Consider the following 18,879-nt stretch of genomic DNA (forward strand, 5'->3'; position numbering starts at 1 on the left):
TACGTTGCTGGGCTACCTTGTCCGCGTGCATATACCCCGCCGCCGGACCGTCGCGCTCGGCCTCGCTCCGCTGCTGATCGCCGGTCTCGCCTCGTGCGGGTTGATGTCCGATTCGGGCGACTCCGGGGACTCCTCGAAGAAGGTGGAGAACGCCGCGGTGCCCGATCCGGCGGGGTCCTCGGCAGCCCCGGGCGGCGCGTCGGCGCCGCCGCCCGCGCAGGCCGCGCCGGGTACGGAGATCACCGTCGCGCTCGCGGGCGACGTGCACTTCTTCGAGCGCACCGTGCCGCGCCTGAACGCGGGCGCGGAGGGGGCGCTCGGCCCGATCGGTCGCACCCTCGCGGACGCGGATCTGGCGATGGTCAACCTGGAGTCGGCGATCACCGAGCGCGGTACGCCGGAGAACAAGACGTACCACTTCCGGGCCCCGGCGAAGGCGTTGACGGAGCTGAAGACGGTCGGCGTGGACGTGGTCAGCATGGCCAACAACCACGCGGTGGACTACGGCAAGGTCGGCCTGGACGACTCGATCGCCGCGGTGCAGAACCCGCCGATCGGCGTGGTCGGCATCGGCAAGGACGCCGATCAGGCGTATCGCCCGTTCATCAAGAACGTGAAGGGCGTCAAGGTCGCGTTCGTGGCCGCGAGCCAGGTGCAGGACATCACGAACCAGCTCTACCGGGCCGGGGCGGGCAAGCCCGGCATCGCCAGCGCGCTCCAGGCCGATCGGCTGGTGCGGGCGGTGAAGGACGCGAAGGCCCAGGCCGATGTGGTGATCGTGTACATGCACTGGGGCATCGAGGGCGACAAGTGCCCGAGCACGGACCAAACCGGACTGACCCGCAAGCTCGCCGACGCGGGGGCGGCGGCCGTCCTGGGCACGCACGCGCATGTGATGCAGGGCGCGGGCTGGATGGGCAGCACGTATGTGGGCTACGGCTACGGCAACTTCCTCTGGTACGGCACCTCTCCGTACCCGAACTCGAACGACACCGGCGTCGCGACGCTGACCATCAAGGACGGGAAGGTCGTCGGGGAGAAGTTCACTCCGGCCTCGATCGACAACCGCGGCGTGCCGATGCCGGCGACCGGCGCCGAGGCGAAGCGCATCCTGGACCGCCGGGACACCCTGCGACCGTGCACGGGGCTGACGGCGACGCCGAAGAAGTAGCGCGTCGGGGACGACTCGGCGCGCCTCCGCCGACCCGGAAGTGCCCGGGTTCGTCCGGCGCCCTCCCGGGCTTCCTCGTGCCGGGACGCGCCCGTGGTCGTCGGATTTCCGGTGTCGGCGGTCGGTTCGGATTGCTAGGTTGGTTGCCATGTTCCTCCTGTGTGCGTAGGGCCCCGCACCGGCCGCGCCCCCGTCGACGGGGTTGCGCGGCTGATTCGGCGTCCACGCAGATGCGTCGGTGCGGCCGGGCCGTGCCGACCTTTTCGGAGGAATTCCCCCCATGGCAGCCATGCCTTCCGCCGACGCGCGTTCCGGGTCGGCTCCTTCCTATGCCGCCGTGTTGCGGATACCCCATGCCCGGCGGGCGTTCGGGGCCGCGATGCTCGGGCGGTTGTCGTACGGGACGATCCCGTTGTCGTTGTTGCTCGCGGTGAAATCCGGGACCGGGTCGTATGCGGTGGCCGGCACCGTGATGGCGTTGTTCGGGGCGACGAGTGTGTTGTTGTCGCCGATGCGGGCCGGGTTGGTCGATCGGTACGGGGCGCGGCGGGCGTTGCCGCCGATGGTCGCGCTGTACGCGGTGTTGTTGGTCGGGATCGCGGTGGCCACGTGGCGGCCCGGGGCCTCGGGGGTGTGGGTGGGCCTCGCGGTGGCGGCGGCCGGGGCCTGTACGCCGCCGGTGGGGCCGGTGATGCGCGCGGTGTGGAGCGAACTGGCTCCGGATCGCGAGTTGTTGCAGCGGGCGTACAGCCTGGATGGGGTGGCCGAGGAGATCGTGTTCGCCTCCGGGCCGCTGCTGGTGGGCTTGCTCGTGGGGTGGGCACCGGCGGCGGCCGGGGTGGTGCTGGCCGCGTCCTTGATCGTGGTCGGGACGATGGCGCTGGTGGGCTCGCCGGCGGTGCGGCGGGCGGGGGAGGCCGGCGACGAGGCCGGGGCGGGGGCGGCGGCCGAGAGCGGGTCGGCGTCGGGTGGTACGGGGTTGTGGCGGGCGGTCGTGGTGGCCGGCGGGGTCGGGGTGGCCCTGGGCGGGATCGACCTGCTCGCGGTCGCGTTCGCCGACGAGCGGGGTCGGTCGGCGGCGGTGGCGTGGATCCTGGCCGCCCTGTCCGTGGGCAGCGCGGTCGGGGGGCTGGCGCACGGCGCGGTGTCCTGGCGGGTGTCGGCCGACCACCGACTGCCGCTCCTTGCCCTCGGGTTGGGTGCGTCCCTGGCCGCCGCGGGCCTGTCCCCGAACCTGTACGTCCTGGCCGCGGCCGCCATGCTCACCGGCCTGTTCGTGGCCCCGGCGATCACCACGGCCTACCTGCTCGCCGACGCCGCCGCGACCCCGAACACCCGCACCAGGGTCGGCGCCTGGGTCAACACCACCCTCAACGCCGGCACCTCGGCCGGCGCGGCGGCCACGGGCGCGCTCATCGCCCACGTTCCCCTGCCTCTGCTCTTCCCCCTGACCGCCCTCCCCCTCCTCCTGACCGCCGCAGCGACGGCCTTCGGCGCAGGGACGGGGGGCCGAAGCCGAAGGCCCGCGCGGGTCGGGTGACGCCGGCCTCCTCCGGGGTGTCGATCGTCCTGGCCTAGAGGCAAGTGCCTTGCCTCACAGGGTCCATGACGGTTCGTCGGCTCCTTGGGTGGGGGAGAGGCCGGCGGCGCACTCGGGTACGCGGGCGTGTTGGGTGCCGTTGGGGGAGACGGTCCAGCCGAAGGCTGGGAAGTCGGGGCGGCCCGCGGTGTGCCATCGGGACCAGGCCGACTCGACTTCGGTCCACAGGTGGCGGGGGCCGTGTTGGTGGACGGGGAAGGTGGTGAGTTGCCGGCCGTCGTAGTCGACGCTCGCCCACGAGGTGCCGGCCTCGTCGCCCACCCACAGGCGGGTGTGTACGCCGTCGGCCTCGGGGGTCTCGTCCCAGTGGTGCCAGATGTCGGGCGCCATCAGGCCGATCGCGAACTCGGCGACGGGGTCGGCGCCGGCCACGTCCCAGGGGGAGAGGGTGGTGGTGCCGGGTTCGGGGGTGTGGTCCGGGGCGAAGACCTGATCCACGTCGGTGATGCGTGAGCGGTGTCCGCGCAGGTGCATGAACGCCCCGCCGGCGCGGAATCGGCCGTGTGCACGGCCCCGGTCGTCCACCGTGGCCACGAGGGTGCCGTTCGCGGTCCAGGCGCTCGCCCAGGGTGTGACGATCACGGCTCCGGGTCGGCATTGCCGGATCCAGGCGGGTGGGATGTGGGTCACGGCGGCGGTGGACAGGATTCGGTCGTAGGGTGCGCCGGTCGCCCACCCCTCGGCGCCGTCGCCCCAGACCACGGTGGGGTGCCGGCCCAGGCCCGCCAACCGGGCTTCGGCGATTCGGGCGAGGTTCACGTCCACCTCGACGGTCACCAGGCGCCGGTCGTCGTCGAGACGGTGGGCGAGCAGTCCGGCGTTCCAGCCGGTGCCGGTGCCGATCTCCAACACCCGGTGTCCGTCGGCCACATCGAGGGCCAAGAGCATGGCCGCCACGATCGAGGGCTGGGACGCGGACGACGACGGCCACTCGGCCCCGCCGCTCCGGGGCGCCCCGCCGTCGCACATCTGCACGACGACCGGCGCGTCCGCGTAGGCGGCGGCCCACCAGCGCTCCGGCTCCCGCACCCGATCGCACCGCTCGTGCCGGTCCCCGCCGGGCCGCCGCAACCACACGACATCGGGAAGGAACACATGCCTCGGCACCCCGACGAACGCCTGCCGCCACACCTGCGGCAACTCCCCGACGACCTCCTCGACCCGCCGCAGCAACGCCACCCGAGCCCGCCACAACGCCCGCGCCTCCGCACTCACCCACCCCACCGCCCCTTCGGCGTCCCGGGGTTGGCGGGCTTATCCGGCGGAATCGGCGGCGGCACCGGCTTCTCCGGCTTGTGCCCGTCATCGGTCGCGGGATCGCGGTGTTTTCCCATGGAATCCCCTTCAATAGGATCCGGAGTCGTATTCCATGAATACGGGAAACCGCAGGCTGGTGTCCAACCTCAGTCGCGTTCCTGCATGGATTGCTGTCGAAAGGATTCGGACCATGATTCGATCTGTCGGCGGGCATCATCACCGGACAGCGAGCGGGCTGCAAAATAGTCGAACAGCTCTCGATGGTAGGCGATATCCTTGGGGGCCCGGAGGATGAGTCGACCGCTGAACAGTTCGACCGTAACCAGATGGCTGTCGTAGATGACAAATGTGTTGAACGGGGCGTCGTTCATCTGTTGCCGAAGTGGCAGTATGTGAAGTCGAATCCGGGGAAGTCTCGATATCGCCACGAGATGGTCCAACTGCAATGCCATGGCCGAAGGGTGGCAAAGTTGCCAGCGGGTGGCCGACTCCGTCAGGAGGAAGTCGAAGCGTTTCTCTCGATCGTGAAGCACCGATTGGCGCTCAAGCTTCATGGCCATCATCTTGGTGGTGTCACCTGCCGTCGGATCGACGGTGGGGGACAGGGCTCGACGCATGTACTCCGGCGTTTGAAGCAGGCCGGTGATCATCGTCGGCAGGAAGTGTCGGACGTGGTCGGCGCCGGCTTCGAGCATGGCAAGCTCGCGCTGTCGGTGGTGCAGGCCACGTCTGACCGATGTGCGCACATCCTCGTACTCGGTGTTTGCGATTTCCGCCAGACGTCGAATCTCCTCGGCAGTCGCGGCATCCACCCCGAGGGCTGTCAGGATATGTCGCACGTCCACGAGGGTAGGCAGGGTGCGCCCGGTCTCGATTCTGGAGATTTTGCTTTGCGACATGCCGCAGCGAGCCGCCAAACGTTCGCCGGAAAGTCCGGTTGCGCTACGCAGGGCCCGTAGGGCCGAAGCGAGGCGCAACCGGTCCCGGCCTGCCTGCTGCGGGTCGAAGTTCAATCCGAGAGATACTCCGTGAAGAGGATGGAAAGGTTCAGCGCCGATTCTTTTGCCCGCCGATAGCGATCGAGATCCGGGGACTCGAGAAGGACGCGTGCCAACTGGACGCCGTGCTCGTCGTATTGCATATCGACGACTTTCGAGTCGTCGAGCATCCAGAAATCGGAGGGCATGGGCGGGGCGTCCCGCTGTCGGGTCGTGTCGAGGATCCTGACTTCTTCACCGGCCGCGACGTTGTAGTGGTATGCCGCAAATTCGTAGCGGAGATAATCGGACAAGGGAGGCGTGACGATGTGGACCCGGGTGACCTTGCGCCCGTCCGCACGGTAGCGGGCGAGCTTGGTCAGCCATGGGTCGTCGTCGGGCAGGTCCAGGCGCCCGGTCCTCATGAAGTCCGCGTATTCCAGTTCCTCGCCACGTACGGAGTAGGAGGGCAGTGTCTCGAGGCGGAAGGCCTCGCGTTCGAACGTGTCGAGGAACGAGGCCCAGCGTTCACCATCCAAGTGCACGCGCGGCCTCCCGGAGTACTTCTTCCGGCAGGGCCACGACGGCCTCGGTCGTGGGCGTTTTGTGGTCCACGAGGAAGCCCTGAATGGCGATCGTGCCATCTTCGTCGGTCGTGTAGACGGTCGGACAGTCACCCGAACGGCATTCGGGGTCGCCGCCGGCGATGCGTGAGAGTTTCATATGTCGCCCTTCGTAGTTGGTCGACTACCTGGAGAGGACGCTAGAAGGGCGGGTGCAAGACGGGCAAGGGTTACCCGCGTTCGTGCATAAACCGCTGCGGGGTGGGTCAGGTGGTGGCGAGGGTGGTCAGGGGTTCGCCGGTCAGGCGGTAGCCGAGCCATTCCTTTTCGTGGATTGCGCCTAGGGAGTCGTAGAAGGCGATGCTTGGGGAGTTCCAGTCGAGGACGGCCCATTGGAGGCGGGCGTAGCCCCTGGTGGTGCAGATTTGGGCCAGGTGCTTGAGGAGGGCCTTGCCGTGGCCGGCGCCTCGGGCGCCGGGGCGGACGTACAGGTCTTCGAGGTAGACGCCGTGGACGCCCTCCCATGTGGAGAACGACAGGAAGTAGATGGCGTAGCCGACCGATTCGCCGGTGGTGTCGTCCTCGGCGATCAGCGCGAAGGCCGCCGGGGTCGGGCCGAACAGGGCCGTGTGGAGTTGGGCCTCGGTGGCCTTGACCTCGTGTAGGAGCTTTTCGTAGTCAGCGAGTTCGCGGACCAGGGCGTGGATGGCCGGGATGTCGGCTGCGGTGGCTTCGCGGATCATGCCTCGAAGCTACCTCGGCCCCGCCGGCCGCTCCCGGGATTTTCCCGGCCGCCCCGACCCGGCCGCCCCCGGTCAGGCCGTTGGTGCGATGTACATGTAGGACTTTTCCTCGCTGCGGGCAGAGATGCGCCACTCGCCGTCGACGCGCGTGAAGGTGTCCAGGTACCACAGGCCGCAGAACATCGTCGGGCCCGGCGTCTCGTCGTCCTCGCCCTTGAACACCATCGGGTTGTGGCACATCGTGCGGCCCGTGGCGGTGTCGCCGTCGACCGTGATCGACGAGTTGGCGATCAGGTGCTGGTAGGCGCCGAAGCCGGGCATCACCGACGCCAGGAACTCCTTGGTCTCGGCCAGGCCGCCCTTGGAGCCGCCCATCGCCGAGTAGTCGATCAGCGCGTCGGCGGTGAAGACGGTGTCCAGGGCGTCCCAGTCGCCCGTGTCCACCGCGTGCGAGTAGCGGACCATCAGGTCCTGGATCTCCATCCGGTCCGAGATCTCCTGAAGCGTCAGCATGCGTGCGCCCGCCCACCTCTCCGGCTCTTCGGTGCGTCTTCGGCGTCGCCCCGGAGTACCGGGCCGACGTGCGGGCCCAACTTGACACGAACAAGCACATGGCGAAAGAGGCAGGGGCTCGGCGACCCGGTGAAAAGTCCATCAATGGGGTTAGTACGAAGAATGCTCGGGGGACCCGGTCCGGTACCGGCAACCGAGCCGTCGCCGGCGGCAGCCGCCGAACCGAGGGAGACATCGTGGGCAGGACGACGCGGCGACGGGTCACGGTCGTGGTGACGGCGGCGGTGCTCGTGCTCGGCGGGGTGAGCGGGTGCAGCGACGACAACGGCTCGAAGAGGAACACGGACGGCGGCAACGGCAACGGCAACGTCGCCTCCGGCTCGGCGGCGCCGGGCAACGGACCGGCGAACGACCTCCAGGCGCAGTACCAGCAGGTGGTGCGCAACGTGCTGCCGTCGGTGGTCCAGATCACCACGAAGTCCGGTCTCGGCTCCGGCGTCGTCTACGACGACAAGGGCAACATCGTCACCAACGCCCATGTGATCGGCCAGGACACCTCGTTCGAGGTCACCCTCCCGAACGCGAGCAAGTCGGTCACCGCCAAGCTCGTCGCCGCCTTCGCCCCGGACGACCTCGCGGTGATCCGCCTCGACAGTCCGCCCCCCGATCTCAAGCCCGCCCGGTTCGCCGATTCGAGCAAGCTCCAGGTCGGTCAGATCACCATGGCCATGGGCAACCCGCTCGGCCTGGACTCCAGTGTTACCGAGGGCATCGTCTCCGCCGTCGGCCGCGTTGTCAGCGAACCGGAGACCTCCGGCTCGCCGGGCGCCACCATCTCCAGCGCCATCCAGACCTCGGCCGCGATCAACCCCGGCAACAGCGGCGGCGCCCTGGTCGACCTGGACAGCCAGGTGATCGGCATCCCGACCCTGGCCGCCACCGACCCCGAGGCCAACGGTGGCGCGGCGCCGGGCATCGGCTTCGCGATCCCGGCCAACACGGTCAAGTCGATCACCGACCAGATCATCAAGAACGGCAAGGTGGACAACTCCGGCAAGGCCGCCCTCGGCGTCACCGTCCGTACCGTGGCCGGCCCGAACGGCCGGGCCGCGGGCGTCGGCGTGGTCTCGATCCAGGACGGCGGCGCCGCGAAGGCCGCCGGCATCCAGATCGGCGACGTGATCACCACGATCGACGACCAGGCGGTCACCGACGTCTCGACCCTGTCCGAGGTGCTGGGTGGCAAGCAGCCGGGGGACAGGGTCAAGGTGAACCTGCTGCGCGGCAGCAATGGCAACAAGGCCACGGTCGATGTGACACTGGGCGAACTCAAGGGCTGAGCACCCGGATCGCCCGATCGGCCCAACGGCACCCGGGGCAACTGCACGCGATTCGACGGCACTCGGACCCGGCGCGACCCGGCCGTTTTGCGCGCCGCGTGCCCCCGACTCCCCCCACGGCCCGGTGGAAGGGACGATCTGCGCGATACGGTCCCGGTCATGACGATTCCTCAGCCGCCACGCGGGCCGGGGTCGCCGTACGGGGACCAACCTTCCGTCGACGGTGATCCACACCTGTCCTGGCACCAAGCACCCGTCACCGCACCGGGCCCGATCCCGGACCAGGCGCAACCGCCCGGCCCCGCCCACCCGCCGGCACCACCGCAGTCCTACCCCGCACCCGCCCCGTCCTACTCCGCACCGGTACCCCCGCAGTCCTACCCCGCGACGGGCGTCGAGCCCGCGGCGCCCGGCGAACTCCCGCTCGCCTCCCGGACCATGCGGCTGATCGCCCGCACCGTGGACTACCTGCTCACCACCGCCCTGGTGCTGCCGCTGTGGTTCCTGGCCTACCACTACATCCAGGGCAAGGCCGCCGACCTGCCCACGAAGGTGGTCCGCGACTCCTTCCTGGACGTGGTGTTCGGGCGCGCCGGCGAGGCGCAACGGGCGCCGCTGGAGGCGGTGGACGGGCTGTGGTCGACCACCAAGACGCTGCTGCTTCTGCTGGTCCTCGCCCATCTCCTGGTGCCCGCGCTCTACGACTGGTACATGCACGCCAGGTTCGGCCGCACGCTGGGCAAGATCATGGTCGGCGCGAAGGTGGTCCCGGCGGGCACATCGGCACAGGCCGTTCGCGGCCGGGTGCCGGTCGGCGCCTGGCGGGCGGCTCGGCGCACGCTGGTGGCCGTGGTGGTGCCGTGGGCCGCGGTCCTGCTCACCTGGTACGAGGTGGCGCTCCGCCAGTGGGGCACGGCCGGGTTGTTCGCCCTGCTCGCCCTGGTCGGCTTCCTGGACCCGCTGGCCGTGCTCGGCCCGCGCCGGCGCACGTGGCACGACCGTACCGCCGGCACCGTGGTGGTCAACGTCAAGCTGCTCGCCCGGGGTTGGTCGGTCACCCGCAACGCTTCGGCGGCGATGGTGCAGGGTGCCCGGGGCGCGTCCACCACGATGGCCCGCAACGCCCGCGACCGTTGGCAGTCGAGCCGGGGCGCCGCCCCGGACCGCCCGAACGACCCTTCCTGAGCCGTGATCGGCCCGGGGCGGGCAACTCCCGCCCCGGGCCGCGCCGGCTCAATCCAGGATCGAGATGGCCCGGGTCGGACAGACCCGGATCGCCTCTTCCACCTGCGGCCGCAACTCCTCGCTCGGATTCTCGTTCAGGATGTAGAGGAAGTTGTCCTCCCGTACCTCGAACACCTCGGGTGCCTCGGCCATGCACAGCGCGTTGCTCTTGCACTTGTCGAAGTCGACGACGATCCTCATGTCCGGCCCTTCGTCGTGGAAGCGGTGCGATCCGGCGGATGCCTGCCAACCGGTGCGGTGTGGCAACGCTCGCCGCACGCCGCGGTGTTGCCACACCCGGCGCACCCGTTGGCCTATCACGCCCACCCACGGGTAAGGCGAGCCTTTTCCCCCGAACGGGGAACCAGCCGGTGCCCTGGGGAGGTCACAAGACCGGATGAGAGGATTCCATCCCGGTACGGCCGCAGCGGCGGGCCGGCGAACCAACACGGGAGGCACGTCCATGACGGCCGACGGCGGCGCCGAGATACGTCAATTGCGTCCGGGCGATCCGCAGCACATCGGACCGTTCCGGATCACGGGTCGACTGGGCGCGGGTGGCATGGGCGCGGTCTACGCGGGGCTGGACAGCCTGGAGCGCCGCGTCGCGGTCAAGGTGGTGCACGCGCAGTACGCCGACGATCCCGAGTTCCGGGCCAGGTTCACGCGCGAGGTCAACCTGCTGCGCGCGATCAAGGGCACGTGCACCACACCCGTGCTCGACGCGGATGTCGACGCCGAGACACCGTGGTTCGCCACCGAGTACGTGCCGGGGCCGACCCTGGACAAGCGGGTGAACCAGGGCGGTCCGATGCGCGGCGACGAGCTGATGGGCCTCGCGGCCGGGCTCGCCGAGGCGCTGGTCGCGCTGCACGACGCCGATGTGATCCACCGCGACCTCAAGCCGCAGAACATCATCTGCTCGCCCGCCGGACCGCGCGTGCTCGACCTGGGCATCGCGCGGTCGATGGAGGACAGCGGGCTGACCCGCACCGGCATGATGATCGGCTCGCCGGCGTGGATGAGCCCGGAACGCTTCAAGGGCCACGACAGCACGCCGGCCGCCGACGTGTACGCGTGGGCGATGCTGGTCACCTACGCGGCCACCGGGGTGATCCCGTTCGGTACGGGCGCGCCCGAGGTCGTCGCACTGCGGGTGCTCCAGGAGGAGGCCGACCTTTCCGGCGTACCGGACGTATTGCGGCTGATCGTCAAGCGCGCGGGTGACAAGGAGCCGCACTACCGGCCGCAGGCCCGGGAGTTGCTGGCCTCGGTCACCCACGTGTGGCGCGGCGCGCTCGGCACCGGCGCGGCGCCCTCGCTCGACCCGGTCGCCGACGCGACGTCGCTGATCGGCCAGTTGTGGACCACGCCGGCCTCCGGCGGCCCGTGGCAGGTGCAGGAGCAGTCGCAGCAGCAGGTGCCGCAGACCCCGCCGCCGCGCGTGTACGAGGCGCCGCGCGGGCCCGCGCGCTCCGGCGGCACCGCCGCGTTCGGCGCGCCGGTCGTACCACCGCAGACCCCGCCGCCGGCCGCGTACAACACCCCCACGCACGACCCCTACGGCGCCTCGCCGACCCAACCGCCGCTGTACCGCGACTCCTCCGGGACGCACGGCGCGCCCGCGGCGCAGTCGGGGGCGTACGGGGCGCCCTCCGGGACGCACGGTGTCCCCGCCGCGCAGTCCGGCGCGTACGGGGCGCACTCCGGGCAGTACGGCGGCACCGGCCAGGGCTATCCGGCCGGCCACCACCAGCCGCCCGCCTCCGGCACGTTCACCCCACCCCCGGCCACCCACGGCGGACACACGCCGCCGCCGACCGGTCGGGCCGCGACCCGGCAGCAGGGCGGCACCGGCGGCGGTCGCCCGGGCCGCAAACGCCTGGCGATCATGATCGGCGGCGCGGTGGCGGTGGTGGCGATCAGCGCGGGCGCGGTGGTCGCGCTGCGCGGCGGCGGCGACGACAAGCCCAAGGCGGGGAAGAACACCAACAGCCCCGTCGTGCAACCGCCGAAACTCACCGGCAAACCGGGCGGCTTCACCCAGGACATCAAGGGCGTGAAGTTCGCGGTGCCCAGCACGTGGGAGCTCAAGGAGGTCAGCGACACGGAGGTGTGCGTGCTGCCGACCGCCACGCCCGCCGCCCAGCGCACCACCTGCGAGCGCGCGGGGCTGCGGATCTGGGTGGGCAAGAACGATCAGCGCAAGGTTGACTTCAAGGATCCGGCGGGCTGGACCCTGGGTACCGCGCCGACCTGTGTGACCAAGCCCGAGGACACCGCGGCGCCGACCAGCAAGTCGGAGGGCAAGAAGCTCGCCGAGCCGAGCAAGGTCAGCCTCAAGTACGAGTACGCGTCGTACAGCGTGACCTGCAAGAGCGGCGACTCGTTCCAGCCGCAACTGTGGTGGCTGCCGCAGTCGGTGATCTCGTTCTCCACGGCGGGCCTGTCCCGCGAATACGACGCCGACCTGAACAAGATCCTGGCATCGGTGGACACGGCGGGCTACAAGAAGCCCAAGGGATAGCCCGCCGCGTCACGGGTGGAACGAGCCGGAAGCACCGGGCCTAGAAGTCGGCCGCCGCCGCCACCGGCAGGAACGGGTTCTCCGGGCCCGCCGGGAACGAGCTCCAGCTCTGCTCCTCGTACAGGTTCATCAACTCGTGCTCGGACTCCTCGGTGTCCGGCCACTCGGCGTTGACGACCACGTGCACGGAGGGCTGGGGGTACTGCTCCCACCACTCCACTATGTGTCCCTCGCCGTCGACGGGGACCGGGTGGTGCTCGACCCGGTGAACCATCATGTAGGGACCGCCGGTCCACGGCCCTATGTGCGCACCGCCCAGCGGGATCGCCGAGATGGAGTCGCCGCCGCGCGGCAGCGCGGGTCCCGCGAAGTCGCCCGAGAGCAACGAGCCCACGTACCCCGTCGGGGGCCGGTCCGGCGGGACGTCCTGGTAGAAGTCCACCCGGACCCGGTACCGGATCACTCGCGTCCCCTCCGCTTCTTCTTCGTCTCGTGCTCGCGTCGGAGCCCGGCCGGCTGGTTGCGACCGGTAATACGTATACCAGCCGGCGACGGTTCCGTTCCGACGATCGTGTCGGGGCTGGACTTCGCGACGGGGCGCGGGCAGGATCACGCGGACCGGAGGCGACCTGCGCCCGGATCCTTGCGCGCGGCCGGGTTCGCCGGACGACTGCGGGGAGGCACGATGGGCGGCAGCCGGGACAAGATGGCGGCGGCACTCGCGCGGATCGGCGGTGCCGACCCGGCTCCCGAGGTGTCCCGGTTCACCGAGTGGACGATGATCGACGGCGACCTGGTCTGCCGCTACGTCTGGCACAACCTGCCCGACCCCACCGGCGGCACCACCCGCTACACACTGCCCGGGACGGAGATCCTGCGTCGGATCGGCGATCGTTTCGAGACGGTGGGCGAGTTCCACAACGGCGACGACGCCGACGCGATGATCGCGCGCTGGCGGGCCGCGGGCGGCGCGGTCGCCGGGGCCGACGGCGGCGAGTTGCGCGGGATCGTCGGCTGGGCACCCGAGCCGATGCCCCGCGCCGCCGAGCGGGCCGAGGTGGAGCGGGCCCTCGCCGACTTCGCCGGCCGACTTGCCGCGGCCCCCGCCCACGGCGACTGGGCGCCGGTCGCGGCGCTGTTCACCGACGAGGTGCGGGTGCGCGACCACGTGGTCGGCTTCGTCGAGGGCCGGCACGCGCTGCACGCGTACATCCTGGACGGGGTGCGCCGCTCGCCGTTCACCGGCTACCGCGTCGTGTTGCGCCTCGTCGACGGGAACCGGGCCGCCGTCCTGCTCCGCGCCGAGGGGGCCGACGTCGGTCTGGACGTCAACGTGGTGCTGCACTACGCGGGCGAGGGCCGCTGGTCCTATGTCGAGGTCGTGTACAACCCGCAGCAGATCGCCCGCGTGTCCGCCTGACAGGGTGTCGGTCCATGGACGACGTACAACGACTCCTCGCCTACGAACAGATCCGTCAACTGGCCGCCCGCTACGCGCTGGCCCTGGACAGCCGGGACCTGGACGCACTGTGCGCGTTGTTCGTGCCGGACGTGCGGGTGACCCGGGAGGAGAGCGGACACGCGGCGCTGCGCGCGTCGTTCGCGACCCAACTCGCGCCCCTGGGGGTGACCATCCTCAACGTGGGCACCCACGTGATCGATCTCCTCGACGCGGACCACGCGACCGGACACGTGTACTGCAAGGGGGAGATCCAGGAGGGGCCGCGCTGGCTGCACCAGGCGATCCTGTACCGCGACGTGTACGAACGCCGGGACGGCACGTGGTACTTCGCGCGCCGTCGGCACGACCTCTGGTACGGCGCCAACGTCGGCGCCAACCCCGCCGGACTGCCGCCGGCCAACTGGCCGGAGCGCTCCTACGGTTCGGGTACCGTGCCGGGAATCTGGGAGACCTGGCGGGAGTTCCATCGATTCCCGGACGAAGACGCCTGAGCGGGTTCCGTTCGCCGCACAGGGGGCAGGCGAGGATCGACCGGACACTCGGCGGAAGGAAGGACCGGCCATGGCCAGGCTTCCGGACGGCGCGAGAAACGCCGCCGCGCGCACCGGCGTGCTGCTGGCCCTGACCATCGTCGCGGCGATGGTCGCGCTGCTCGGCGTCTGGGCGCACACCTGGTTCTGGGTGTGGGCGATGCTCTTCGTCGGGCTCGGCATGCTCGGCATGGCCTGGAGCGCGCTGGAGATCCTGATCGCGCTCCAGGTGGCCGAGGAGCAGCGGGACCGGGACCGGGGTGTGTATCAGGTCCGCCCGGTCGAAATGCGCCCAAGGCGCCGTTCCGGACGCTGACGCGTCCGGAACGGCGCCTTGCCATCCACACGGCTGAAGTTTTCGTTGTGGGCTGCGGGGTCGGGGTCAGGGGACGACGCGTTCTACTGCGGCCGGGCCCAGTTCGGCGAGCTTGCGGCGGGCCTCTTCGATGTTTTTCTCGGTCAGGTCCTTGCCCTCCGCCAGGACGAGGTCCTCGGGGTCCACGGGGGTCTCGGCGCCGCTGCGCAGGTCCATCCTCGGTCGGTCGCCCTCCGGGATCTCGTCCACGGGAATGCGCTCGTCACTCATGTCGCCGTCCTTCGTTCGGGAGTGGAGTCGGTGCCCCCGCACGGCATCCGGGTACCCGCTGCGGGCGGGGCGGGAACCCCTCGGGAGCCGACCGCCAGTTTTTTATACAAGCGTCATAGACAAGCGTCTTAGACGCTTGTACTGTTCCTGTCATGACCTCCACCGCAGCCAAGGCCGGCCGTAAGGAATGGATCGCCCTGACGGTCCTGCTCCTCCCGCTCCTGCTCGTGTCGATGGACATGGGCGTGCTGTACTTCGCGCTTCCGTTCATCAGCGAGGACCTGGAGCCGACCGCTCCGCAGCAGCTCTGGATGATGGACATCTACGGCTTCCTGCTGGCCGGTCTGCTGATCACGATGGGCGCGCTCGGCGACCGGATCGGCCGCCGCCGACTGCTGCTGATCGGCGCGGCGGCGTTCGGCGCCGCCTCGGTGGCCGCGGCCTTCGCGAACAGCCCCGAGATGCTGATCGCCACCCGGGCGCTGCTCGGTGTGGCCGGTGCGACGCTGATGCCCTCCACGCTGGCGCTGATCCGCAACCTCTTCCACGACCCGGCTCAGCGGCGGACCGCGATCGCGATCTGGACCGCCGCGCTGACCGCGGGCGCCACGTTGGGCCCGGTGGCCGGCGGCCTGCTGCTCGACCACTTCTGGTGGGGTTCGGCGTTCCTGCTCAACGTGCCGGCGATGGTGCTGCTGCTCGCGGTCGGTCCGTTCCTGCTCCCGGAGTTCAAGGACGCCGCGGCCGGTCGGCTCGACCTGGTCGGTGCCGGGCTCTCGCTGGTGTCGGTGCTCGCGGTGATCTACGGGATCAAGGAAACGGCGGCCGAGGGTGCGACGCCGCTGTACCTGGCGAGCATCGTGGTCGGGCTGGTCGTCGGATACCTCTTCGTGCGCCGGCAGCGCACCGTCGCCGACCCGCTGATCGACCTCGCGCTGTTCCGCAACCGGGCGTTCAGCGCCTCGATCGCGGTCAACGTGATCGCCGCCGTGGCGCTGATGGGTTCGGCCCTGTTCAACACCCAGTACATGCAACTCGTGCTCGGCATGCGGCCGTTGACGGCGGCGCTGTGGTCGCTCACGGTGATGCCCGGGATCACGGTGGCGCTCACCGTCTCCGGGATCCTGGCCAAGAAGGTGCGGCCCGGGTTCCTGATCTGCGGTGGCCTGCTCCTGTCGGTGGCCGGCTTCGTGGTGATGAGCCAGGCCCGTCCGGGTACGCCGTTGGTCGTGGTCCTGGTCGGCGCGGGTCTGGTTGCCGCCGGGGTGCTGATCGCGACCACGCTGACCGCCGAGATGGTGCTGACCTCGGCGCCGCCGGAGCGGGCCGGTGCGGCGGGGGCCACCTCGGAGACCGGCAGCGAGTTGGGCGGGGCGCTGGGCATCGCGGTCCTGGGCAGCGTCGCCGACGCGGTGTACGGGCGGGACATGCGCGACGCGACGTTCGACGGGGTGCCGGCCGACGCGGTGCACGCGGCGAACGACACGCTGGCGGCGGCGAGCGCGACCGCCGGGCGGGTCTCCGGCGGGGCGGGGGAGCACCTGCTCGATACCGCGCGGGACGCCTTCACGCACGGTATGCAGTACGCCACCCTCGGCGGCGCGGTGCTGCTGACGCTGGCGGCGCTCGGCGCGACCTGGCTGCTGCGGGGGGTGCCGGTGCCGGAGCAGGCCGAGCAGGCGGACCCGACCGAGCAGGCGGAGCAGGTCGAGGGCACGACGATCGTGAAGGCCACCGAGGGTGCCACCGTCGTCCCCACGCACGTGGCCGAGGCGGTCGGCAGCCGCTGACGGACCACCGGCAGGACCCGAAGGCGACCTCGCGAGAGGTCGCCTTTGTGGTTGATGTGGGAAATGCCCGATGGACGAAAGCCATTGGTGTGCACGCAACCGGATAAACGCACCCGATCAGGTCGAATCGGCATTGTTTCTCGCCATTTCGAGCGGCTTCGGTGCGCCGAATGCCGTTGCGCACAGGTTTTCCACAGGATGTGGATCTTCCTTGTGGAAGATCAGCGCGCTGCCCGGCCCCGGCTGTGGATAAACGTCTCCAGTTCGAGGTTTTCCGCGTCGGTAAAGACCCGCCTCGGAATGGTCACCGCCTGGGTGGGACCGAACTCGAAGATCCACTGGGTGTCCACGCGGCGGATCTTGCGGAAGGTGCTCCACGGCGTCTCGCTGCGGGTTCCGCCGAGCGTCGTGACGAATTCCTCGTCGGTCAGCGTGACCTCGCAGGGCACACCGTGCATGTGCTTGTTCTGCCGGGCGGCCTGGATCGGCGCCCAGAACCGCAGCGCCAACATCGCGACGCCGAAGCCCACGAAGGCCGACGGCCACAACACCGTGGTGCCGCTCAGCAGGGCCCGGGTCACCAGCACCACCCCGAGGGCCGAGAGCACCGCACCGGCGCCGAGCAGTCCGCGAAAGAGGCCGCGGCGGAAGGCGAGCACGCCCTCCGCGATGTCGGCCTCGGTGGGGATGTAGGTGGTCGAGATATGCACCCGGTCATGGTCGCACGGGGGTCGGCCCGGCCCGATTACGGCTGCGAGTCGTGGGGCCGGGCCATAGCGACACGTCCTAGGCGGCTCCCGCGGGCGGGGTCGGGTCGGCGGGCGGCTTCGGGGAGTCGCCGGGGCGGGCGTACCAGGCCGGTGGGCCCAGCGGTTCGGCCGGGGCGGGGACGCCGCCGTTCACCTGCGCCGGGGGCGCGCCCCACGGCGCGGTCGACTGGGCGGGAAGGTCGGCCCGGGCGCCGTTGGCCGCGTGCCGGGGCGGGCCCCACGGCGGCGGGCCGCTCGGCGGTACGGGACCCCACGCGGGATGCGCGGCGGGATGCCGGGCCGGCGGCACCCACCCGGGCGGCGGCGCGCCGAAGGGATTCACACCGGGCGGCGGGCCGTACGGGGCGACACCGGGCGGGGCCCCGTAGGGCGCCATGCCGGTCTGCGGGCCGTAGGGTGCCACGCCTGTCTGCGGGCCGTAGGGTGCCGCCCCCGGCTGCGTTCCGTACGGCATCGTCCCCGGCGCACCCCACCCCGGCGCGCCCCAACCGCCCGGCGCGCCGTAGGGCATCCCCCCGGGCGGCCCCCACGGCGGCATCCCCGGCGGCGGCTTGACGTAGCGCCACCTCGGCGACGGCATCGTGTGGTCGATCACCCGCGCGACGGCCGGCTTGGCCGCCCACACCCGATCCAGCAACTCCCGTTCCTGCCCGGGGTACTCCGGCGCCGGACCGCGCCGCGACCGACCCGCGCGCCGTCGCAGCTCGGCGAGCAGCGTGGCATCGGCCTGATAGGCGCGCAGCCGCGCGACGCCCTCCGGCCCCAGCGTGGTCCGCGCGGTGCGCAGCGCGCGCGAGCGGTCCGCCATCGAGGACAGCAGCAGCGGCTCGTGCGGCCGGAACCAGCCCGCCGCGACATAGCCCGGCAACTCGTCCTCGACCGCCCGCAACTGGTCCCGCCGCACGATCACCGTGTACCAGATCAGCGCGCCGAGGATCGGCATCATCACCAGGAAGTACACCCCGAGGAACGCCAGTCCCTGGGTGGCCGAGCCGTTCCAGGACGCGTGCAGCCCGACCGCGCACACGTACCCGGCGAGCGGGAGCAGGATCCGCGCGGGCCGCGAGCGGGCCAGGACCGCCAGGCCGAAGCCGAGCCCGATCATCGACGTGAACAGCGGATGCGCGAACGGCGACATGATGCCCCGGGCGATGAATACGCCCCACGTGGTGCCCAGGCCGTCGCCGTTGTCCTCGCTCGCCGCGAACTCGCGGCCGAAATAGAGGACGTTCTCGGTGAACGCGAAGCCCGCGGCGCTGATCGCGGCCGGGATCAGCCCGTCCAGCACGCCGCGGAACTCCCGCCGTACGGTCACGAACAGCAGCACGACCGCGAGCCCCTTGACGCACTCCTCGACCACCGGCGCCACGATGGTCAGCCCGAGCAGTTCGGCGTCCTCCTGGCCCTTGAGGTCCATCAGCTTGTCGAACGACCAACTGTTCGCCAGCAGCGCGACCAGGGCGCCCGCGCACGAGCCCCACGCGAACGCGAAGAGCAGGCTCTTCCAGGGCAGCGGCCGGACCCGACCCAGCCACACGATCGCGCTCACCACCAGCGGGGTGGGCACCAGCGCCAACAACGCGCCGACCAGGAGGCCCTGGGCGCCGATGGTGTCGCCGAGCATCACCGCGATGGTGATCGCGCAGCCGAGCAACGCCAGGACGAGCGCGGTTATTCGCGCGGTCTGGTTCGCCACGAGCCGGCGCGGCCACGACTTCTCCGCGGGTCCGGGTTCGTACAGGGCGAACTCGTACGCGGCGGGGTCCGCGGGGACGGGACCGGCCGGCGTGTCGGGTCCTTGCGATGCGTCCATATGGGGTGACGAT

At 70.9% G+C, this 18,879-nt stretch carries 20 protein-coding genes; 9 read left to right on the forward strand and 11 right to left on the reverse strand.

Translation table 11 applies throughout. The features are described from left to right. Nucleotides 1-25 precede the first annotated feature (25 nt). Nucleotides 26-1,171 carry a CapA family protein gene (locus ACMXN5_RS17670; RefSeq protein WP_380003499.1) on the forward strand — a complete coding sequence of 382 codons (1,146 nt, stop codon included), beginning with the start codon at nucleotides 26-28 and terminating at the stop codon, nucleotides 1,169-1,171. 280 nt (nucleotides 1,172-1,451) lie between these two features. Further along, nucleotides 1,452-2,711 (forward strand): MFS transporter, encoded by a 1,260-nt coding sequence (locus tag ACMXN5_RS17675; protein ID WP_439676079.1) that lies wholly within the window; start codon nucleotides 1,452-1,454, stop codon nucleotides 2,709-2,711. A 54-nt stretch (nucleotides 2,712-2,765) separates the two neighbouring features. On the opposite strand, the gene ACMXN5_RS17680 is transcribed toward ACMXN5_RS17675, so the two are convergent. The 6 genes from ACMXN5_RS17680 to ACMXN5_RS17705 all read right to left on the reverse strand — a co-directional run bounded on the left by ACMXN5_RS17680 (nucleotide 2,766) and on the right by ACMXN5_RS17705 (nucleotide 6,824). Further along, nucleotides 2,766-3,986: a methyltransferase domain-containing protein gene (locus tag ACMXN5_RS17680; protein ID WP_439676080.1), complete on the reverse strand. Its 1,221-nt coding sequence runs from the start codon at nucleotides 3,984-3,986 to the stop codon at nucleotides 2,766-2,768. A gap of 188 nt (nucleotides 3,987-4,174) precedes the next feature. Further along, nucleotides 4,175-5,041 carry a helix-turn-helix domain-containing protein gene (locus ACMXN5_RS17685; RefSeq protein ID WP_439676081.1) on the reverse strand — a complete coding sequence of 289 codons (867 nt, stop codon included), beginning with the start codon at nucleotides 5,039-5,041 and terminating at the stop codon, nucleotides 4,175-4,177. Beyond that, the gene (locus tag ACMXN5_RS17690) at nucleotides 5,038-5,550 is read right to left on the reverse strand and encodes a DUF6879 family protein (RefSeq protein ID WP_439676082.1); all 513 of its coding nucleotides are present in this window, start codon (nucleotides 5,548-5,550) and stop codon (nucleotides 5,038-5,040) included. Before ACMXN5_RS17690 ends, ACMXN5_RS17685 begins: the two co-directional genes overlap by 4 nt. Continuing rightward, nucleotides 5,534-5,728 (reverse strand): hypothetical protein, encoded by a 195-nt coding sequence (locus ACMXN5_RS17695; RefSeq protein ID WP_439676083.1) that lies wholly within the window; start codon nucleotides 5,726-5,728, stop codon nucleotides 5,534-5,536. The genes ACMXN5_RS17690 and ACMXN5_RS17695 overlap by 17 nt, the downstream gene beginning before the upstream one ends. A 106-nt stretch (nucleotides 5,729-5,834) precedes the next feature. Then, the gene (locus tag ACMXN5_RS17700) at nucleotides 5,835-6,311 is read right to left on the reverse strand and encodes a GNAT family N-acetyltransferase (protein WP_439676084.1); all 477 of its coding nucleotides are present in this window, start codon (nucleotides 6,309-6,311) and stop codon (nucleotides 5,835-5,837) included. Nucleotides 6,312-6,383: 72 nt separating this feature from the next. Continuing rightward, nucleotides 6,384-6,824 (reverse strand): nuclear transport factor 2 family protein, encoded by a 441-nt coding sequence (locus ACMXN5_RS17705; RefSeq protein ID WP_078976058.1) that lies wholly within the window; start codon nucleotides 6,822-6,824, stop codon nucleotides 6,384-6,386. A 236-nt stretch (nucleotides 6,825-7,060) separates the two neighbouring features. On the opposite strand from ACMXN5_RS17705, the gene ACMXN5_RS17710 reads away from it, so the two are divergent. Then, nucleotides 7,061-8,164 carry a S1C family serine protease gene (locus ACMXN5_RS17710; protein ID WP_439676085.1) on the forward strand — a complete coding sequence of 368 codons (1,104 nt, stop codon included), beginning with the start codon at nucleotides 7,061-7,063 and terminating at the stop codon, nucleotides 8,162-8,164. 159 nt (nucleotides 8,165-8,323) lie between these two features. Continuing rightward, complete coding sequence (locus tag ACMXN5_RS17715; RefSeq protein ID WP_439676086.1) at nucleotides 8,324-9,349, forward strand: RDD family protein; 1,026 nt, start codon at nucleotides 8,324-8,326, stop codon at nucleotides 9,347-9,349. 48 nt (nucleotides 9,350-9,397) lie between these two features. Here ACMXN5_RS17715 and ACMXN5_RS17720 read toward each other — a convergent pair whose 3' ends face one another. Beyond that, nucleotides 9,398-9,589, reverse strand: a complete 192-nt coding sequence (locus ACMXN5_RS17720) for a ferredoxin (protein ID WP_380003509.1) — start codon at nucleotides 9,587-9,589, stop codon at nucleotides 9,398-9,400. Nucleotides 9,590-9,851: 262 nt separating this feature from the next. Between ACMXN5_RS17720 and ACMXN5_RS17725 the strand changes: the two genes are divergently transcribed. After that, the gene (locus tag ACMXN5_RS17725; RefSeq protein WP_439676087.1) at nucleotides 9,852-11,915 is read left to right on the forward strand and encodes a serine/threonine protein kinase; all 2,064 of its coding nucleotides are present in this window, start codon (nucleotides 9,852-9,854) and stop codon (nucleotides 11,913-11,915) included. Nucleotides 11,916-11,955: 40 nt separating this feature from the next. Here the strand turns inward: ACMXN5_RS17725 and ACMXN5_RS17730 are convergent, their stop codons facing one another. Beyond that, nucleotides 11,956-12,378: a hypothetical protein gene (locus ACMXN5_RS17730; RefSeq protein ID WP_078976054.1), complete on the reverse strand. Its 423-nt coding sequence runs from the start codon at nucleotides 12,376-12,378 to the stop codon at nucleotides 11,956-11,958. Nucleotides 12,379-12,600: 222 nt separating this feature from the next. Here ACMXN5_RS17730 and ACMXN5_RS17735 point away from each other — a divergent pair, with 222 nt between their 5' ends. The 3 genes from ACMXN5_RS17735 (at nucleotide 12,601) to ACMXN5_RS17745 (ending at nucleotide 14,223) form a co-directional block, all read left to right on the forward strand. Further along, nucleotides 12,601-13,335, forward strand: coding sequence for a nuclear transport factor 2 family protein (locus ACMXN5_RS17735; RefSeq protein ID WP_439676088.1), 735 nt, complete (start codon nucleotides 12,601-12,603; stop codon nucleotides 13,333-13,335). Nucleotides 13,336-13,349: 14 nt separating this feature from the next. Continuing rightward, a complete protein-coding gene (locus ACMXN5_RS17740) occupies nucleotides 13,350-13,868 on the forward strand; it encodes a nuclear transport factor 2 family protein (protein WP_439676089.1) in 519 nt (172 codons plus the stop codon). Between the two features lie 70 nt (nucleotides 13,869-13,938). Further along, complete coding sequence (locus ACMXN5_RS17745) at nucleotides 13,939-14,223, forward strand: hypothetical protein (RefSeq protein ID WP_380003513.1); 285 nt, start codon at nucleotides 13,939-13,941, stop codon at nucleotides 14,221-14,223. 66 nt (nucleotides 14,224-14,289) lie between these two features. Here the strand turns inward: ACMXN5_RS17745 and ACMXN5_RS17750 are convergent, their stop codons facing one another. Continuing rightward, on the reverse strand, nucleotides 14,290-14,493 hold the full coding sequence (locus ACMXN5_RS17750; RefSeq protein ID WP_380003514.1) for a hypothetical protein: 204 nt from the start codon (nucleotides 14,491-14,493) through the stop codon (nucleotides 14,290-14,292). Between the two features lie 152 nt (nucleotides 14,494-14,645). Between ACMXN5_RS17750 and ACMXN5_RS17755 the strand changes: the two genes are divergently transcribed. After that, a complete protein-coding gene (locus ACMXN5_RS17755) occupies nucleotides 14,646-16,283 on the forward strand; it encodes an MFS transporter (RefSeq protein WP_439676090.1) in 1,638 nt (545 codons plus the stop codon). Between the two features lie 221 nt (nucleotides 16,284-16,504). On the opposite strand, the gene ACMXN5_RS17760 is transcribed toward ACMXN5_RS17755, so the two are convergent. Both ACMXN5_RS17760 and ACMXN5_RS17765 read right to left on the reverse strand, forming a co-directional pair. Next, complete coding sequence (locus ACMXN5_RS17760) at nucleotides 16,505-16,993, reverse strand: YcxB family protein (RefSeq protein ID WP_395796848.1); 489 nt, start codon at nucleotides 16,991-16,993, stop codon at nucleotides 16,505-16,507. 76 nt (nucleotides 16,994-17,069) lie between these two features. After that, nucleotides 17,070-18,866, reverse strand: a complete 1,797-nt coding sequence (locus ACMXN5_RS17765; protein ID WP_439676091.1) for a PrsW family glutamic-type intramembrane protease — start codon at nucleotides 18,864-18,866, stop codon at nucleotides 17,070-17,072. Nucleotides 18,867-18,879: the final 13 nt, after the last annotated feature.

The sequence above is a fragment of the Embleya australiensis genome (genome assembly GCF_051903075.1).
Taxonomy (GTDB): Bacteria; Actinomycetota; Actinomycetes; order Streptomycetales; family Streptomycetaceae; genus Embleya.